General features: G+C 66.0%; 9 protein-coding genes and 1 tRNA gene. 3 read left to right on the top strand and 7 right to left on the bottom strand.

What is annotated here, in order from left to right; translation table 11 throughout:
* Positions 1–9: 9 nt before the first annotated feature.
* Positions 10–1,194 carry a delta-9 fatty acid desaturase DesA gene (gene desA / locus NP552_RS06945; RefSeq protein WP_043861303.1) on the top strand — a complete coding sequence of 395 codons (1,185 nt, stop codon included), beginning with the start codon at positions 10–12 and terminating at the stop codon, positions 1,192–1,194.
* A 150-nt stretch (positions 1,195–1,344) separates the two neighbouring features.
* Entirely contained in the window at positions 1,345–2,334 is a 990-nt protein-coding gene (locus NP552_RS06940) for a sensor domain-containing diguanylate cyclase (RefSeq protein WP_255000782.1), read from the top strand.
* A 98-nt stretch (positions 2,335–2,432) separates the two neighbouring features.
* Here the strand turns inward: NP552_RS06940 and NP552_RS06935 are convergent, their stop codons facing one another.
* From NP552_RS06935 to gabD, 3 genes are all read right to left on the bottom strand, one after another.
* On the bottom strand, positions 2,433–3,635 hold the full coding sequence (locus tag NP552_RS06935) for a response regulator (RefSeq protein ID WP_043861305.1): 1,203 nt from the start codon (positions 3,633–3,635) through the stop codon (positions 2,433–2,435).
* Positions 3,636–3,771: 136 nt separating this feature from the next.
* Positions 3,772–5,052 (bottom strand): 4-aminobutyrate--2-oxoglutarate transaminase, encoded by a 1,281-nt coding sequence (gene gabT, locus NP552_RS06930; protein WP_043861306.1) that lies wholly within the window; start codon positions 5,050–5,052, stop codon positions 3,772–3,774.
* A 182-nt stretch (positions 5,053–5,234) separates the two neighbouring features.
* Positions 5,235–6,677 (bottom strand): NADP-dependent succinate-semialdehyde dehydrogenase, encoded by a 1,443-nt coding sequence (gene gabD, locus NP552_RS06925; protein ID WP_043861307.1) that lies wholly within the window; start codon positions 6,675–6,677, stop codon positions 5,235–5,237.
* Between the two features lie 262 nt (positions 6,678–6,939).
* Here gabD and NP552_RS06920 point away from each other — a divergent pair.
* A tRNA-Arg gene (locus tag NP552_RS06920) sits at positions 6,940–7,016 on the top strand.
* Positions 7,017–7,085: 69 nt separating this feature from the next.
* Here the strand turns inward: NP552_RS06920 and NP552_RS06915 are convergent.
* From NP552_RS06915 to NP552_RS06900, 4 genes are all read right to left on the bottom strand, one after another.
* The gene (locus tag NP552_RS06915) at positions 7,086–7,991 is read right to left on the bottom strand and encodes a hypothetical protein (RefSeq protein WP_274096590.1); all 906 of its coding nucleotides are present in this window, start codon (positions 7,989–7,991) and stop codon (positions 7,086–7,088) included.
* Between the two features lie 131 nt (positions 7,992–8,122).
* Positions 8,123–8,740 (bottom strand): hypothetical protein, encoded by a 618-nt coding sequence (locus tag NP552_RS06910; protein WP_043861309.1) that lies wholly within the window; start codon positions 8,738–8,740, stop codon positions 8,123–8,125.
* A 4-nt stretch (positions 8,741–8,744) separates the two neighbouring features.
* Positions 8,745–9,359: a GAD-like domain-containing protein gene (locus NP552_RS06905; RefSeq protein WP_043861310.1), complete on the bottom strand. Its 615-nt coding sequence runs from the start codon at positions 9,357–9,359 to the stop codon at positions 8,745–8,747.
* Positions 9,359–18,439, bottom strand: coding sequence for a hemagglutinin repeat-containing protein (locus NP552_RS06900; RefSeq protein ID WP_274096589.1), 9,081 nt, complete (start codon positions 18,437–18,439; stop codon positions 9,359–9,361). The genes NP552_RS06905 and NP552_RS06900 overlap by 1 nt, the downstream gene beginning before the upstream one ends.
* Between the last annotated feature and the right edge of the window lie 13 nt (positions 18,440–18,452).

The raw sequence follows: 18,452 nt of genomic DNA, 5'->3' as shown, positions 1-18,452 counted from the left end.
CACCCGCCTATGTGGTACAACGGTTTTCTCGACCTGTCAGCCTGGCAACTGCTGGCCGTCACCCTGCTGATGACCCACGTGACGATCGTCGCGGTCACGGTTTATCTGCACCGCTATTCCGCGCACCGCTCCCTGGAGCTCAATGCCGGGCTCAAGCACTTCTTCCGCTTCTGGCTGTGGCTGACCACGGCGCAGAACACCCGCGAATGGACCGCCATCCACCGCAAGCACCACGCCAAGTGCGAAACCGTCGACGACCCGCACAGCCCGGTCATCAAGGGCCTGTCCACGGTGCTGCGCAAGGGTGCCGAGCTGTACCGCGAAGAAGCGCAGAACCCCGAGACCCTGCGCATCTACGGCAAGAACTGCCCCGAGGACTGGATCGAACGCAACCTGTACTCGCGCTACAAGCTGGGCGGCATCGCGCTGATGGCGCTGATCGACGTGCTGCTGTTCGGCACCATCGGCATCACCATCTGGGCAGTGCAGATGATGTGGATTCCGTTCTGGGCCGCCGGCGTGGTCAACGGCCTGGGTCACGCGGTGGGCTACCGCAACTTCGAATGCCGCGATGCCGCCACCAACCTGGTGCCGTGGGGCATCATCATCGGCGGCGAAGAGCTGCACAACAACCACCACACCTACCCCAACTCGGCCAAGCTTTCGGTCAGGCGCTGGGAGTTCGACATGGGCTGGGCGTGGATCAAGCTGTTCACCTGGCTGCGCCTGGCCAAGGTGCAGCGCGTGGCACCCATCGCGCACCGCGTCGAGGGCAAGGGCCAGCTCGACATGGACACCGCCATGGCGATCCTCAACAACCGCTTCCAGATCATGGCGCAGTACCGCAAGCTGGTGATCGCGCCGTTGGTCAAGCAGGAGCTGATGCGCGTGGACGACTCGGTGCGCCACCAGTTCCGCCGCGCCAAGCGCCTGCTTTCGCGCGAGCCGAGCCTGCTCGAAGACCGCCACCACCAGCGCATCGAGTCGATGCTGGCGCACAGCCAGGCACTCAAGACCATCTACGAGAAGCGCCTGGCCCTGCAGCAGATCTGGGCACGCACCAGTGCCAACGGCCACGACATGCTGGCCGCGATGAAGGACTGGGTACACGAGGCCGAGGCCAGCGGTATCCAGTCGCTGCGCGACTTCGCCGCACAGCTCAAGACCTATTCGCTGCGCCCTGCCCTGGCCTGACGCCGTTGATCGGCGCGCCCCGTCCTGGGGCGCGCCTGAGGAACTCTCCCTTCGATTTTCACTCTGACTGGCATATCGCCCGCGTGGCGGGCCGTGTCAGGCCGCACGCCCTTCGCCTTTCGATTCCGCTTTTCGAGACGCTTCGTGCACATGGTCAACAAGAACCCGCCGTCCCCGTCGTTCAGCCCACCGTCGCATCCCGCGCACACCTTGCTGGCCCTGCTGCATGCCCAGGGTGAAGTCGCGCGCCTGAGCGAGCGCGAGCAGCTGTTCAGCTCGCTGCTGGACAGTGTCAACGCGGTGCTCTGGGCCATGGATTGGGAAACCCGGCGCGTGCTGTACGTGAGCCCGGCCTACGAGCGGATTTTCGGGCGCTCGGCCGGTCTGCTGCTGGCCGATCACAACGAGTGGCGCGACAGCATCTACCCCGACGACCTGGAGTACGCCGAACGCAGCCTGGCCGAGGTGCTGGTCAAGGGCGCGGTGGAAGACCGCGAGTACCGCATCATCGCCGCCGACGGGCAGGTGCGCTGGCTCAGCGACAAGTGCTTCATCAACCAGCAGGCCGATAGCGCACAGGGCGTGATCGTGGTCGGCATGGCCGAGGACATCACCGAAAAGAAGCAGCTCGAAGGCGAGTTGCAGCGCCTGGCCACCACCGACGTGCTGACCCAGAGCAGCAACCGCCGGCACTTTTTCGAATGCGCGCACCACACCTTCGCAAAGGCACGCCAGGAGCAGGCGCCGATGGCGTTCCTGCTGCTGGACATCGATGACTTCAAGCAGGTCAACGACACCTACGGGCACCAGACGGGTGATCAGGTGCTGCAACGCATCGCCGACAGCGGCAAGGCGGTGCTGCGCCGTGGCGACCTGTTCGGGCGCATTGGCGGCGAAGAGTTCGCGGCGGTGTTTCCCGGGTGCACGCCGGAGCTGGCGCTGCAGGTGGCGCAGCGTCTGCAGCGCGAGATCCAGCGCCTTAGCTTCAGCCAGGACGAACAGGTGTTCGGGGTGACGGTGAGCCAGGGGCTGACCGGCATCGATGAGGAGGATGAAGTGCTCGACAGCCTGTTCGCACGGGCGGATGCGGCGATGTATCAGGCCAAGCGGCAGGGCAAGAACCAGATTGTCAGGGGCTGAAACATCCGGCGCCTGAGCCGGCCCCATCGCGGGCCAAGCCCGCTCCCACAGGTTTACCAGGGCCCTTGTGGGAGCGGGTTTGACCCGCGATTGCGGTCTCAGGCCTTGCGCAGCAGCTCCAGCTGCGCCAACCCCACCCTCAGCAGGCGCGCCGTCTTGCTCTCGGCCAACTGCTCCAGGCCCTGCTCGGCCGGCAGCCGCGCCAGCTGCCCGGCCAGGTTCAAGATCAGGTTCTCCCGCGAGTACACCCCGCCCCCCAACTGATACACCGAGGCAATCAGTTCGCGCAGCTCCAGCGGCAAGCGCCAGCGGGTACGCAGCGCCGAGCCGTACGCAGCGCCATACTCGTTCAACGACAACTGCACCGCGTCCTCGTCCAGCTCGCCCCCGGCCAGGCTCCACTCCTGCAGGCAGCGCAGCAACGCCAGGTCGCCCAGGCAATGCAGCAAGCCGGCACAGTAGCAACGCTCCTGGTCCAGCTCCATCGACCGCGCCAGGCTGGCGGCATACTCGGCCGTGTGCAGCGACAGGCCCCAGAAATGCTCGGCATGGCGTGACAGCAACGGGTCGCTGAGCCTGGCGCTGCGCTTGAGTGCCAGGCCCATTATCAGGTTCATGCTCTGGGTGGTGCCCAGCTTGTTCAACGCCTGCAGCAGGGTCTGCACCGCACCGTCACGATGCAGCGCCGCGCTGTTGGCCGCAGCGATCAGCACCGCGGTGATCTGCGGGTCGTTGCGGATCTCTTCTTCCAGTGCCTTGAGGTTGAGCCCCTCGGGGTTGAGTGCGTGCTTGATCGCCTGCTTCACATCAGCCAGCAACGGCCCGCCATCGGCGGTGCTGCGGTGGTCTTCGAGAAACCGCGACAAGGTGATGCCCGGGCGCAATGCCGGCACCGGGCAGGCCACCGCCTCGCCGGCACCAAGCAGTTGCTCCTCCAGGCGCTGGCGCAGCAGCTCGGCATTGAGCGGCTTGCTCAGGTACGCCGTGGGCGCCAGCGGCAGCGCCTCGCGCACGCTGGCCACATCGCTGCGACTGCTGATCAGGATGAACGGCAAGCTGCGGCGCTTGGCGCGCACGCTGCGCAGCAGGTCCAGGCCGTCGATGCCGGGCAGCTCGCGGGCGGCGATGATCAGATCGGGTTGGCTGGCCAGCGCGGACAGCGCCTCGTGGCCATTGGCACAGACGTGCAGGCGGGCATCGCAGCGCACGCTGAGCAGCATGTCCTTGAGCATGTCACGCACCCACGGGTCGCCTTCGGCAATCAGCACACAGGGTGCGGTGGGTGGGTTTGAAACGGTCATCGGGCTTCTCCTGACATCTCGATGCACGCCATCCAGGGCGTCTTCCAAGGTAGCTCCTGTGCAAACCTTAGCGCCCTTGTCGGGCTTTGGGCGAAAAAAAACCCGCCGAGGCGGGTTTTTTCCTATCGCGTCACACTTACGCCAGTTCGGCGAAGCACTCTTCGATGATGGCCAGACCCTTGTCCAGCTGCTCGTCAGGCGAGGTCAGCGGAACCAGGATACGCAGCACGTTGCCGTAGGTACCGCACGACAGCAGGATCAGGCCCTTGTCACGCGCCTTGGCCACGACGGCTGCAACGGCAGTCGGGTTAGGGGTGTGGGAACCGGCCTTGTCGAACACCTCGACCGCGATCATCGAGCCCAGGGCACGCACGTCACCGATGATCGGGTGCTTGTCCTGGATCTTGCGCAGGCCAGTGACCAGACGCTCGCCGACTGCCTTGCTGCGGTCCAGCAGTTTTTCTTCTTCGAACACTTCCATCACGGCCAGGGCCGCGGCGCAGGCGATCGGGCTACCGGCGTAGGTGCCGCCCAGGCCGCCTGGAGCGATGGCGTCCATGTACTCGGCCTTGCCGCACACACCGGCCAGCGGGAAGCCGCCAGCGATGGATTTGGCGAAGGTGGTCAGGTCAGGCGCGACGCCCATCTGTTCCATGGCGAAGAAGGTACCGGTACGGCCAGCGCCGGTCTGTACTTCGTCGGCGATCAGCAGGATGCCGTGCTGGTCGCACAGGGCGCGCAGACGCTTCATGAACTCTTTAGGCGCGACGTAGAAACCGCCTTCGCCCTGGACCGGCTCCAGGATGATCGCAGCGATATCCTTGGCTTCGGCGTCGTTCTTGAAGATGCGTTCGATCGAAGCGATCGAGTCGTCGATGCTCACACCGTGCAGTTCGTTCGGGTAGATGGCGCGGAAGATGCCGCCTGGCATCAGGCCCATGCCGGCCGAGTACGGTACGACCTTGCCGGTCAGGCCCAGGGTCATCATGGTGCGACCGTGGTAGGCGCCGGTGAAGGCGATCACGCCGGCACGGCCGGTGGCGGCACGGGCGATCTTGATGGCGTTTTCAACGGCTTCGGAACCGGTGGTGACCAGCAGGGTTTTCTTGGCGAAATCACCCGGGATCAGCGCGTTGATCTTTTCGCACACTTCGACATACGGCTCGTAGGCCAGTACCTGGAAGCAGGTGTGGGTCAGCTTGTGCAGTTGAGCTTCAACGGCAGCGATGATTTTCGGATGCACGTGACCGGTGTTGAGTACCGCGATACCGCCGGCGAAGTCGATGAACTCGCGGCCTTCGACGTCAGTCACGGTGGCGTTCCTGGCCGACTCGGCGAAGATCGGGTGGATCTGGCCGACGCCACGTGGGACGGCGGCTACACGGCGTTGCATCAGGGATTCGTTGGTCTTGCTCATAATGTCCTCATTTCGCCACACGCAGGTGGCGCGATTCGATCGGGGCGGCCGGTATTCGACTGCAGCAGCATGCGTTGATCGACTGCTGCAGGGGCCCAGGCGGCCGGATGTCACGGTGTAAAAAAGGCCAGCGGGACGGCGCTCTCGCGCCCCGCTGGCAGAGGTAAAGCCTTACGCTGCGATCAGACGCTGATGCACAGGTATTTGATTTCGAGGTAGTCCTCGATGCCGTACTTGGAGCCTTCGCGGCCCAGGCCCGAGGCCTTGATACCACCGAACGGCGCGACCTCGTTGGAGATCAGGCCGGTGTTGATGCCGACCATGCCGTATTCCAGGGCTTCGGCGACACGGAACACACGGCTCATGTCACGGGCATAGAAGTACGAGGCCAGGCCGAATTCGGTGTCGTTGGACATGGCGATGACTTCGGCCTCGTCCTTGAAGCGGAACAGCGGAGCCAGTGGGCCGAAGGTTTCTTCCTTGGCCACGGCGGCGCTTTTCGGCACGTCGACGAGGATGGTCGGCTCGAAGAAGTTGCCTTCGATCAGCTTGCCGCCGCTCAGTACCTTGGCGCCCTTGCTCACCGCGTCAGCGATGTGCTCCTGCACCTTGGCCACGGCCTTGCCGTCGATCAGCGGGCCGGTGGTGGTGCCGTCTTCCAGGCCGTTGCCGATCTTGAGCTTGGCGACTGCCGCCTTGAGCTTCTCTGCGAACACGTCGTAGACGCCGTCCTGCACGTAGATACGGTTGGCGCAGACGCAGGTCTGGCCGTTGTTGCGGTACTTGGAGATGATCGCGCCCTCGACGGCCTTGTCCAGGTCGGCGTCGTCGAACACGATGAACGGAGCGTTGCCGCCCAGCTCCAGGGAAACCTTCTTGATGTCCTTGGCGCATTCGGCCATCAGCTGGCGACCGATTTCGGTCGAGCCGGTGAAGGACAGCTTGCGCACGATCGGGTTGCCGGTCAGTTCGCTGCCGATGTCGCCGGCGCTGCCGGTGACCACGCTCAGCACGCCAGCCGGGATGCCGGCACGGGTGGCCAGCTCGACCAGGGCCAGGGCCGAGTACGGGGTCTGCGAAGCGGGCTTGAGCACCATGGTGCAGCCAGCGGCCAGGGCCGGGCCGGCCTTGCGGGTGATCATCGCAGCCGGGAAGTTCCACGGGGTGATGGCCGCGGTAACGCCGATCGGCTGCTTGATCACGATCAGGCGCTTGTCGGGCTGGTGGCCCGGGATGGTGTCGCCATAGACACGCTTGGCTTCTTCGGCGAACCACTCGATGAACGAGGCGGCATAGGCGATTTCGCCCTTGGCTTCGGCCAGTGGCTTGCCCTGCTCGGAGGTCATCAGGCGGGCCAGGTCGTCCTGGTGCTCGATCATCAGTTCGAACCAGCGGCGCAGCTTGCCAGCACGCTCCTTGGCGGTCAGTGCGCGCCAGGCCGGCAGAGCCTTGTCGGCGGCCTCGATGGCGCGACGGGTTTCGGCGGCGCCCATTTTAGGCACGGTGCCGAGCACTTCACCGGTGGCCGGGTTGGTCACCTGGATCGTCTGACCGTTGTCCGCGTCCAGCCACTCTCCGTTGACGAAGGCTTGCTGGCGGAACAACTGGGCGTCTTTGAGCTGCATGTCGGGCTTCCTTAACTGCACCGTGCGAACACAGGGCGAATTATTGATTTGTAGAAAAAGGAGAGCGTTTGAAATCTCAAACGAATCCTAGGATCAACGGGAACAAAGGACAATAGGGTGTTCGAAAAAAAGAACAAAAAGCCTAGCAGACCCTGAAATTTCAGATCAACGTCACTTTTGCGCCAGCGAGTGTTCGGAATCGAACACAACATTACTGGCGATGGACGGCAAGGGTGCAGATGGGTATCATGGCGCCCGCGTTGCACTCGTAGCTCAGCTGGATAGAGTACTGCCCTCCGAAGGCAGGGGTCGTGGGTTCGAATCCCGCCGAGTGCGCCATCTACGACAAAAGGCCCAGGTGAAAACCCGGGCCTTTTTTCATGGGCGCGCAAAAGGGGCAGGCCGGGCTCAGACCGTGCGCTCGCTCTCTATCAGCTGCCCCTGGCTGTTGCCATGCAATGCCGAGTACCTGGCCAACTGCCCCAGCCGCCGATCCAGCTCCTGCAGCAGGCGGTTGCGCCGGGTGGTCACGTCATTGCCGTTGAACAGCCCGGGCTCGACGGTATACAGGTTGAATATCTGGTTGATCGCGGCCGGCCCGGCGATCACATGGTTTTCCTGCGAGCTGTGGTTGTACAGCGCCACCATCTGCCCGGTCTGGGTGTCGGCAGGGCGCGCGAACAGCATGCTCACTGTCTGCCCGGTGCGGATGCGCACGGCGCTGTCGGCGAACTGGAAACACGCTTCCCTGCCATCGCGCAGCTTCACCCAGAACTCATGCTCCTGGATGTTGTGGCTGCTCACATGCATCGACGACGAACTGCCGCCGATGGAGCCGTAGCCGTCGATCATGTAGCCGCCGCCGGAATGGTGCGAGTGGCTGGCGCTGAGGTGGGTCTGGTTGCGCTTCTGGGTGTCGAGAATCTCGCCGGTGACCACGAAGAAATGCAACTGGCGATCGTAGTGGTTGAACGGCTCGTCGATGAAGTTGGGGTCGTCGGGCGACAGGCTGATGTCATACATGGTGCGCACCATTTCCTCGCGCGCGGCCTTGTCGTGCCTGGCGCGCTCCTTGAGCTCGGCGCGGCGCACCTTGGCATCATCGATGGCCTTGAGCGCCTGGGCCTTGAGGATCGGGGTTTTCTCCTGGGCGTAGGCGGCGGCCTTTTCGCTGGCCTCCTTGAGCACCGGCGCGGCCTTCTGGCCGGCCTCCACGGCCAGTTCCCTGGCCTTGGTCAGCGCCTGGGCCGCCTTGGCGGCAAGTTCGGGGTTGGCGTCGACGGCTTTCTTTTTCAGGTCATCCCAGAGACTCATTCTCTATCCTCTCAACGCTTGATCGATCAACCGCACAGGTGCGGGGCGCTGGAGAGTCTACAGGCAGTGCCGGAGGTTTTGGCAGGCGGTGCGGGCCTGTTCGCCGTCGATGCCGGCTCTGCTGATACCTGTCAACCGGCCACCAGCAGCCGGTCCTGCAGCACCACGCTCATGCCCCCCAGCCGCCACAGCTCGAAATAACGCGCAAAATCCACCTCCAGCGCCAGCAGCGGCGCCGCGATGTACCACGCCAGGTAATAGTCAGCGGCAATCCCGTACAACGCTTCGAGCAGCGCGTACATCGGCAGTTGGCTGTCACGCACGTCCTCGATGACCGTGTCGGCGAAATGCTCGAACACCCAGGCATTCGGCGCATCGCTCTGCAACGCCTTCAACGCCACCTCGCGGCTTACCACCTCGACCACAGGCTGCCAGTGGGCCTGCTCCGGCCACGGCCCCTGGGTGGACAGGCAGTACCGTGCCTGTTCGTTCCACCAGGCCAGCGCCGCGGCCTTGAGCCGGCCTTCATCGCAGCCGCGCTGCGGCAACAGGTACAGGCTGCTGTCCAGCGAACCTGCCGCCAGCACCTGCTGCGCCCGCGCCTGCAAGGCATCGGCCTGGGCAAAGCCGGCAAAGATCTGCGCCAGCTCCGCGTCGCTGCCATGCTCCTTGAACAAGCCGAGAAAATGCGAGCTGTCGAGCACGACGCGACCTTCGCGGCAAGCTATCCAGTCATCGAGCAGGGTCATGCGCTCAGCGACCGAACTGGCGAAGAATCGTCAGGTGCACATCCAGCTGCAGCTTGCGCAGGTTGCCCAGCACCGCCTTGCCGCCCATCACCAGCGCGGGCTCGAAGCCGTACAGCTCCTGCTCGCCCAGCGGGCCCAGGGCCTGCAGCGCACGCTCGAACAGGAACTCGCCATCGGCGTCCTCCATGTCGAAGTCCTCGCGCTCGACCATCGACAGGAACGACTGCAGCTCCAGGTCCGGGTTGCTGCAGGGCACGTTCTTTTCGCTGCTCATGGCGTACACGCGGTTGTACGCACACAGCACGATCAGCTTGCGGCCATAGGTTTCGCCCCATGCATAGAGGTCGCCAAAGGCCGTGCGGCCGATCACATGGTAGGTGTCCAGCTTCTCGAACTCGGTGCCTTGCAGCCACATGTCCAGCAGGTGCTGGTAGTCGTGCGGGTTGACCAGCCAGAACAGGCCGTCGGCATAGCTGCCCCACCCCTGCTCCTGCCAATACTCCAGCAGTTTGTCCGGCAGGCGGCCACGGTACTGCGCGATGCTTTCGGCCGGCACGGGCCGCTGATGGGCAGGCTCGCCCATGGCCTCGATAAACATCTCGAGAAATGCGTCCTTCATCACTGACTGGCTCCCCTGGCTAGCTCTAACCTGATGTTCAATTTGGCACTGCCGTTGCCCGCCTCCACCGCCTTGCGCACGGTCTCGTCCAGCAGCGGCAGCCGGCTCGACCAGCTGGCGCCGATCGACGAGTTGACGTTCGAATTGCCCATTCTAACAGGGTCGGGTTTTACCCACCCGCCAGCCACCATGTCGGGCTCGTGCAGTGCGGCCAGGTTCGACTTGATTTCCTTGGCCCGTGCCTTGGCCATCTGCGCCGCAACCTTGGGGTCGACACCGTTGTTGACCAGGCCCTTCTGGATGTTCTCGGCCACGCTACGCTCGAATTCGCGGCCGAACTTGCGCTGCAGCGCCACCGCGTCGGGGTTGCGCCCGGTGCTGTCGAACGCCTCGCGGGCGAACTTGAACTCGTCGGCGGTCATGTTGTTGATGGCGTCCTGCTGGGCCTGCAACTGCTTGTTGTATTCCTTGAGGTACGCCTGCTGCTCGGTGGGCGTCATCTCCTTGTAGCGCGGGTTGTCATAGGGGTTGAACTGCTTCACGGGCAGTTCGTCCAGGCGCTCGACGGTGGCCACGGTGCCCGCACCCGCCGCCGGCTTGCCGGCAGGGGGCAGCTCGACCTTGGCCACCGGCGCTTCCTTGACCAGCACTTCGGCCTTGGCGGCCATTTTTTCCAGACCCGCCCGGCCCATCTTGATGCCGGTCTTGGCCAGCGTCACGCCGGCCTTGGCCGCGCCGCCCACGCCGGTGGCAATGCTGCCGGCCTGCCACACGATCTCGCCCAGGTCACGCCCCAGTTGCATGGCGTGCTCGTCACCGCCCACCTCCAGCGCCAGGGTCACGCGGTCGATCTTGGCGTTGAGTTCATCCACCACATCGGCGCCCAGCTTGTCGCGCGCCTCCTGGTTGGAAATCAGTTCCTTGATGCCCTTGAGGCCATCGATAGGGTGCGCGATGAACTGCGCCAGCCCCTCGATATCGTTGATGCCGGCCTCGACCAGGCCACGCCCCACGCCAACCTGGGTCAGCAGGTCCTGCTTCTTGCTGATGAAGCCCCACTTGGCAATGACCTTGAGCTCGTCCGCCAGGCCCTCGGCTTCCTTGAGCTCCTTCTTGGCCTGCACCAGTTGCTGGGTGGCCAGCCAGTTGTTGTCGGTGGCGGCGCCAGCGGCGGTGTTGGCGGTGGCGGCATCCAGGCCGGTGCTGGCGGCCAGCCCGGTGACCAGGCTGGTGATCAGGTTGCGCTTGGCTTCACGCTGCGCCTCGGACTCGTTGGGGCTGGCTTCGGAGAACAACCCGGTGAGCACGCTCGATGCCGCCGCCCCGGCCGCACCGCTGCCACAACTCTGGCTGCTGGCCGCCGCGCCCGCGCAGGCGAGGATGCCGTGCAGCGCCGCGTGTACCGGCGAGCCTTCGATAAGGCTGCCGTTGGCCACCAGCTCGCCGATATAGCCCGCGCCCTGCTGCTGCACGTAGTTGACCACCAGGCCCTGCATGAACGCCGTGTTGCCGGCGCTGATGTTGCCGCTGGCCGCACCCACCAGCGCGGTGGTGATCTGCCGGTAGGTGCCGCCGGCGCCCCAGTTTTCGGCAATGCCGTCGGCCTGATGGCGCAGGTCGCTGGCCGCCAGCAGCAAGGCAGTACGCTCGCCGTCGCCCAGTTCCGGGTTGGCGGCCTTGGCTTCGGCCTCCTTGGCCTGGTTGCGCTTGGCGTCGACTTCCTTGGCCTTGTTGTTGAGCAGGGTGCCCGCCTCGTTGGCGAACGCGCCGACGATCTCGAATCCGGCGCGAATCTGCTCCTCGTTGAAGATCGGCTTCAGCGCATTGCTGCCATCGCGGTCGCTGGACACGTCGCGGTTGAGGCTGGCTATGGCCTCGTCCACGCTCTTGCCGGTGCGTTTGTGCTGCTCGGCCGCATCGGTGATGACGATACTGCCACCACTGATACCGCTGCGGGTCACGCTGCTGGCGCTATCGCTGGCACTGATGGCGATCGGCATGCTCACACCGATGTCGTTCTCGTTTTTGGCAAGGTCGGTGCCAGGGGTCTGCGTGGCGCCGCTGGTGGCGTTGCCCTGCTGGTCCTTGCCGACCTCGCGGTAACCGCCGCCTAGGCTCAGGCTGCTGCCCTTGTACTCGGCCTCGTTCCTGATGTCGCGGCTGGTCAGGCTGGCGGTGACCAGGCGGTTGCTGCCGTCCTGCACGGCCTTGTCGCTGCTGGCGATCACTGCGCCCACCAGGTCGGTGTTGCCGGCCACGTAGATATCGAAGCCGCCGTCGCCGGCCTTGATCCCCGACTGCTCGGTGACGCTGGCGTACCTGGAGTCGATGTCGGTGGCGCCGAAGCTGCCGCTGGCACCACTGACCGAGCTCATGCCATAGCAGAACGGCGGAATGCACAGGCTGATACCCACGCCCAGGCTCTTCTCGTCCACGGTGTAGGTGCTGGTGTCCTGCAGGCTCTCGATGTTGAGGTTGCCGCCCACGTCCATCACCACCTGCTTGCCGCTGACCACCGCGCCCTTGAGGTTGGTGTCGCCGCCCGAAACCATGACCAGCTGGTTGCCGGCATCGATATGGGTGTTGGTGTGGGTGAGGTCCTCGCCATCGGCTTCGCCGCGATTGCCCGACACCCCTAGGTCGAGGGTGAAGCCGTTGCGTGTGCCGCCCAGCGACAGGCCGATACCGACGCTGGCACTGCTGCCGGTACTGTCCGTCTGCTGGGTGCTGGTGTTGGTGGCGGCCAGCAGGTTGATGTCGCCGTCGGCCAGCAGGCTGGCATTGTTGCCGGCCTTGATCTGGCTGCCGCGCACGGTGAGGGTGCTGTCCTCGTCGGCGCCGGTGGCGATCAGGCGCACGTCGTTGCCGGCGACGATGGTCGAGCCGGCAGCGGTATCGCTGTGCTGCTCGGTGGTGCTCTGGTTCTTCTTGGTGCCCAGCGACAGGCTCAGGTTGATCCCGCCCGCCGAACCCGGATCGGTGGCCACCGCGGTGGCCGCGTTGTTGGCCGCCAGTGCCGCAGTGGCCGCGGCCAGCGCCTTCATGCGCCCGTCTTCGGTCTTGTCCGAGGCCTGCTTCATCTGCTGGGTGGTCTGGATGGCGCTGATCACCGGGTTGGTCAGGGTCAGCGACACGCCGGTCTGCTTGAACAGGGTCTGACGCTCACGCTCGCTGGTGTTGCGCGCCTCGACGATGGCGATCTTCTCGGCACGGATATCCACGTCGCCCTTGGGCGCCATGACCTGGCTGCCGACCTGGCGATAGCTTTTGCCGGCCTCGATCAGCACGTCGCCTTCGGTGGAGCCGACGGTGCTGGCCACCGCGGTGGTGCTGGTGGTCATGTCCTTGACCCGCTGCTCCTGGGTGCCGACGGTCACGGCGATGCCACCACCGCTGAACAGGCCGCTGGTCTTCTCGGTCTTGTCGTGGCGCTCGCTGCGGCTGTCGCTGGCCGCCGCGATGTTGACGTCGTTGCCCGCCACCAGGATGGTCTGCTGGCTGGACACCACGTTGGCGCCCTGCAGGTTGATGTCGCGCCCGCCCTGCACGTAGGTGTGCTCGCCGCTGAGGGTCGAGCCCTGGGCGGTGGTTTCGCTGAGCGTGTCACGGGTGGTTCTGGTGGTCTTGGAGAACATGCCGTTGCCGCCAGTGACCTTGTGCGCCTCGTCGGCGAACTGGTAGTTCTGCCCGGCCATCAGGTTCACGTCGCGGCCGGCGTCGGCCATCACCATGCCCTGCTCGCTGCTGGCCTGGCTGGCGCGCAGGTTGATGTCCTGACCGGCCTTGAGGCTGACGTCGCCGGTGCCCTGCACATTGCTGCCCACCTCGGTGCGGCTGGCGTCCTTGCGCCAGTTGCTGCTGTTCCAGGTGATCGACTGCTGGTGCGACTCGGTGACAGTGGTCAGGTTCAGGTTGTTGCCGGCCACCAGTTGCGTGCTGCCGTTGGCACCGGCGTTGACCACCTGGGCACCGGCCAGGTTGATGTCGTTGCCGGCCGAGGCCGTGAGCGTGCCGCCGGCGCCGCTGACGAACAGCCCGGCCACCCGCGACAGGTTGCTGCGCGTGCCCTGCTCGCTGCTGCTGTCATGGGTGCTGGAGATGACGTTGAGGTCGTTGCCGGCGCTGATCGCCAGGCTGTCCACGGCGCCGATCAGGCCGCCGAGGTTGTCGAGGTTCTCGCGTGCCTGCACCGATACCTTGTCGGCCTGGATGCGCCCGCCGAGGTTCTCCACATTCTGCGCGGTCAGCGCCAGGATGCTACGCCCGCCGAGGCTGCCGCTGTTGCTCAGGGTGTCATTCACGTCGAGCTTGAGCTGCTGGCCGGCCATCAACGCACCCGCGCCGTTGAGGTCGCCCTGCTGCACCCGCACGTACACCTGCGGCACCAGCACCCTGCGGGTTTCGCCGCCGGCCACGGTCACCTGTTTTTCCACCAGCCACACGATGTCGCTGGTCAGCTGGGCCATCTGCTCGGCGCTCAGCGCCACACCCGGCACCAGTTGCCAGGTATTGGCCACGGTAACCGCGTTGTCGAGCAGCGCGCGGTACTGTTCCTCGTCATTGGCATAGCCGTCGATGAAGCGCCGGCCAGTGAGCTGGGCGACCTGTTCGCGAATCAGCTTCTGTTCGTAGAAGCCGTCGCCCAGGCGTTGCAGGGTCTGCCCCGGGTCCAGGTGCAGCTGTTGCAGCATGTAGTCGGACGACAGCCAGTTGCGGTAGCCGGCAAAGCGCGGGTCGGTTTCCACCAGATAATTGCGCACCGCCTGCGGGTTGCTGTCGAACAGGCTGTTGCTCGGCAGGGTCAGCACCGGGCCGCCGGTGCGGATCTGCTCGCCGACGCCTTCGGCATTGAGCCCGGCCTGCGCCGCCACCTCGATGATCGGCGCCACCTGGTAGGCATTGGCGGCGGCGCTGTCCACCGCGCCGGCGCCGGCGGCCTGCTGGTCGCTCAGCTGGCTGGCATGGCCGCCGAGCTGGGTGCCGCTGCCGGTGACGGCGGCCAGCTCCTGCCATACGGTGGGCTGCAGCGAGATTTCCTGGATCAGCGGCGCGGGCACATAACCGGCCACGCGGGCGCCCTGGCGGTCGCGGCCCTTGCGCTGGATACGGTAGAAGTTGGTCACCGTGCCGCTGTCGGTGGTGACCTGCCGGCCCTTGAACTCGGTGTTCACCAGGCTGCCGATGGCGCCGTGCAGCAGGCCGCCGGCGATGATCCGGCTCTTGTCGTTGAGCACTTCGCCGGCGTTGATGACCAGGTTGCCGCCGGCCAGGATCTGCCCCGGCGCCGAGGTGGCGATCTGGGTTTCGCGCACCACGCGGGTCACGTCGTAGCGGTTCCAGTTGTCCTTCTGGCCCTCGGGGGTGATCAGGTACTGCACTTCGTTGTGGCGGAACGTGACCTGGTCGGCCTGGTAGCGGTTGGGCGAGCCGGCCAGCTGGAATTCCTGGAAGCTCTGGCGGCTGATTTCCACGTCGCGGGTGCTGAAGTGGTTGTTGAGGTTGCGCAGGGTCTGCACGTCCAGCGCCATGTGCCCCAGCGACTCGATGGTGGCACTGGCGTTGGTCAGCAGCGCGGCGCGGCCGCTGGCGTGGTCGGCGTCATCCAGCGTGGCGCCGATGGCCATGTCGCCGGCACTGAAGATCAGCGCCGCTTCGCTGTTGTCGATCTGCGTGGCGCCGATGTCCAGGCGCGCACGGGCGGCGATGGCACCGGAGCGGTCGCCCTCGTTGGCGTTGACCAGGGTGCCGGCAGCGATGCCCAGCTGGTCGCCGTAGATGCGACCGGTGCCCAGGTTGTACAGCACGCCGGTTTGCAGGCGTACCTTCTGGCCGTCGATCAGGCCACGGTTGGTCAGGCTCTGGTGGGCAGTGATGCGCACCTGGTCGGCACTGATTTCACCCTCGGCGCGGTTGTCCAGGGTACTGGCGTCGAGCAGCATGGAGCGGCCGGCCAGCAGCTTGCCGCTGTTGTTCAGCGCACCGCCGGTCTGCACGTCGAGGGTGCCATTGGCCTGCAGCAGGCCACTGAGTTCAAGGCCTGCGAGCAGGCGCAGGGTCAGGTCGCCCAGGCTCACGGCCTGACCGTTGCCACTGTAGTAGGCGGCGTTCAGGCTCAGCGACTGGCCGGCCAGCAGGCGCCCGTCGAGGTTGCTGATGCTCTGGCGGCGCGCAGCGGGGTCACGGTCGGTAATGTTCAGGTGCTGGCTGGAGCTGATCAGCCCGCCCGCGTTGTCCAGCAGTTGGCTGACGCCGATGTCCAGCGTGGTGTCGGCGCGAATCACACCGGCCTGGTTGCCCAGCACGTCGGACTCAAGGCGCAGGGCGTGCCCTTGCAGGCCCTGGTTGTCGGCCTGTGTGGCGTTGTTGGCGAGGGTGCCGGTCGACACATGCAGCAAACCGGCGGAGCGGATCAGGCCGCCCTGGTTGTCCACACGTTCGGCCGAGGCCACGTCGATGGCGCCCAGCGCCTGGATCTGCCCGGCCTGGTTGTTCAGCCGCAGGCCCTGCACCTGCACACTGTCGGCGCCGACGATGCGCCCGCCGGCGTTGGTCACGTCGGTGGCCAGCAGTTGCATCGCGCCCTTGGCCGAAATGTAACCGCCGGCGTTGCTCAGATGCGCGCTGTGAATCTCCAGCGCACCCTGGCTGATGATGCCCTTGCCGCTGCCATCGTCGAGGTTGACCAGTGCCTGTTCGCCGGTATCGATGTACAGCCTGCCCTGGGACTGGATCAGCCCGCCGGCGTTTTCCAGGCGCCCGCTGCGCAGGTCCAGGGTGCTGCGCGCATCCAGGGTGCCCTGGGCGTTCTGCAGCAGTTGGCCATTGCTGTTCAGGTTGAGTGCCAGGCCGCTGATCACGCCGCCACTGTTGTCGATACCCTGAGCGTTCACCACGATGTCGCCCGCCGCTTCCAGGCGCCCGCCCACGTTGCCCAGCTGGCTGTCGCGTGCAGTCAGCAGCAGGGCGCCCTGTACCGAGCCGACCGTACCGCCGCTGTTGTTCAGGTGCGCCGCAGTCAGCGTCATCTGGCGGATCGCGGCGAAGGTGCCGGCGGTGTTGAACAGCTCGCCAGCGCCCGCAAACAGTGTGCCGCCGGCGCTCACGGTGCCGCTGCGGTTGTCCAGCGTGCCGGCGTTGAACACGCCGTTGCCGCTGGCCGCAAGGGTGCCGCCGGTGTTATCGAGCAGGCCCTGGGTGGTGACCGCAAGGCTGCCTCCCTGGGTGGCCAGGACCTTGCCGCCGCGGTTGGACAGGGTGTCGGCCTCGATCGATACGTCCTTGCCCTGAGCCACGCCGGCGTCGAGCTGTACCTGGCCGGCCTTGAGCTGCAGGGTGCCGGTGCTGACCAGCGTGCCCTGCGCGCTGTCGAGCGTCGTGGCAGACAACTGCAGGGTGCCGGCGCCGGCATGCTCGACGCGGCCCTGGGTGTTGACCACGGTGGCGGCGCTGAGCGTGGCATGGGTCGCGTTGCTGGCGATGCGGCCACTGCGGTTGTCGAGGGTGCCGTCGACCTTGATCGAGGTGCTGCCCTTGCCGCTCTGGGTCAGCTCGCCGCCCACGTTCGACAGCTCGCCGGCGCGTACTTGCAGGTTGCCCGCCACCACCTTGGCGGCGTCGCTGCGCAGGGTCTGGCGGGCGGTGGCACTGAGGGTCTTGCTGGCATCGACGCTGGCGTTGGCGAGGTTGATGTCGCCGCCGGTGAGGGTGATGTTGCCGGCCACGTTACGGCTGGCGCTCAGGTCGACGTCGCCTGCACTGACCTGCAGGTCGCCGCCGGCCAGGTGTTCGCCGTGGGCCTGCACGCGCTGCGCGGTGAGGGTCAGGTTGCCGGCCTTGCCCAGCTTGCCGCTCTCGTCCAGCCCGGCAGCCAGTGCCGAGCCCTTGCTGCTGGTGATGGTCGACTGCGCGCCGGTCGCCTTGAGTTCGACATTGGCCTGGCTGGCCAGGGTGCCGCTGTTGTTCAGGTCGCCGGCGCTGCTCAGCTGCAGGTCGCCCTTGGCATAGACCGTGCCGCTGTTGTCGACCCCGCCCTTGGCGGCGACGCGGGTGGCGCCGGCACTGCTGAGGGTACCGCTGTTGAGCAGCTTGCCGTCGGCGCTGATCACCACTTCGCCGGCGCCGGCACCGATCGTGCCGGCGTTGCGCACGCCCACACCGCCCTCGGTGCCCACCAGCATGATCTTGCCGGCGTACATGCCGCCGAGCTTGGCCACGTCGATGGCGACTGCGGGGGCCTCCTCGTCGCTGCCTGCCAGCCGGGTTGCGCGGGTATTGTCGGCGTTGACCTGGTTGCGCCCGGCGGTGACTTTCAGGTCCTTGGCCCAGATGCCGGCGTTGACCTGCACGCTCTGCGCGATCAGGTCGGTGTAGTCGGCGTCGGCGCTGTCCAGGCCCTTGCCCTGGATGCTGAGGGTACCGCCCTTGACCTGGTAGCCGGTGATGCGGCCGTTCTCAAGCTGCGCCTGGCCGGTGGTCAGGGTGGCGCGGTTAGCGTTGATGAACCCGCAGCCGTCGCAGGTGACGCCGGCCGGGTTGGCGATCACCACCTGGGCGCGTTGACCGGCCACTTCCACATAGCCGCGCAACTGGCTGGGGTTGCTGGCGTTGACCTCGTTGAGGATCACCCGCGCACTGCCCTTGCTCAGGTTGCCGTTGCCCTGGATCCAGCCACCCAGCTGGGTCTGGCTGGCCTTGACGCCGTTGTTGAGGATGACCCCGCGCTTGTCCACGTCGAACTGGCTGTAGGTATTGCGCGACACGCCGGCGGCGCTGGGGGCGGTGATGTTCACCTGCGGCGTGCCGTTGGCACTCTGGCCCACGTTCGGGCGCTGGGCTGCTGGCGCACGCCCATCGGCGACCACCCCGGCAGCCCAGGAAGGTGCAGCGTCCAGCGCCACCAGGCCGAGGGCGAGCATCATTGCGAAACGCAGGCGGCCCAGTTCGGCCAGTGTGCCGGCCGAGCCGGCCACGGGCCCGGTGGTGGTGCCCGGCGCCTTGCCCTGGCTGGCGACGTTCTCGGCAACCACCATCAGCAGCCCGCGAGCCTTGTTGAAAACGATACGGTAGAGATGCTTGTTCATTGCAATTCCATTT

Origin of the sequence: Pseudomonas sp. 8209, from assembly GCF_028682105.1 — a bacterium.
Classification (GTDB): domain Bacteria; phylum Pseudomonadota; class Gammaproteobacteria; order Pseudomonadales; family Pseudomonadaceae; genus Aquipseudomonas; species Aquipseudomonas palmensis.
The sequence above is the reverse complement of the archived record's forward strand: the minus strand, read 5'-3'. Positions and strand labels throughout refer to the sequence as shown.

Coding starts and splice junctions, on each gene's coding strand:
- desA (WP_043861303.1), top strand. CDS start 10: ATGTGGTACAACGGTTTTCTCGACCTGTCAGCCTGGCAACTGCTGGCC.
- NP552_RS06940 (WP_255000782.1), top strand. CDS start 1,345: ATGGTCAACAAGAACCCGCCGTCCCCGTCGTTCAGCCCACCGTCGCAT.
- NP552_RS06935 (WP_043861305.1), bottom strand. CDS start 3,635: ATGACCGTTTCAAACCCACCCACCGCACCCTGTGTGCTGATTGCCGAA.
- gabT (WP_043861306.1), bottom strand. CDS start 5,052: ATGAGCAAGACCAACGAATCCCTGATGCAACGCCGTGTAGCCGCCGTC.
- gabD (WP_043861307.1), bottom strand. CDS start 6,677: ATGCAGCTCAAAGACGCCCAGTTGTTCCGCCAGCAAGCCTTCGTCAAC.
- NP552_RS06915 (WP_274096590.1), bottom strand. CDS start 7,991: ATGAGTCTCTGGGATGACCTGAAAAAGAAAGCCGTCGACGCCAACCCC.
- NP552_RS06910 (WP_043861309.1), bottom strand. CDS start 8,740: ATGACCCTGCTCGATGACTGGATAGCTTGCCGCGAAGGTCGCGTCGTG.
- NP552_RS06905 (WP_043861310.1), bottom strand. CDS start 9,359: ATGAAGGACGCATTTCTCGAGATGTTTATCGAGGCCATGGGCGAGCCT.
- NP552_RS06900 (WP_274096589.1), bottom strand. CDS start 18,439: ATGAACAAGCATCTCTACCGTATCGTTTTCAACAAGGCTCGCGGGCTG.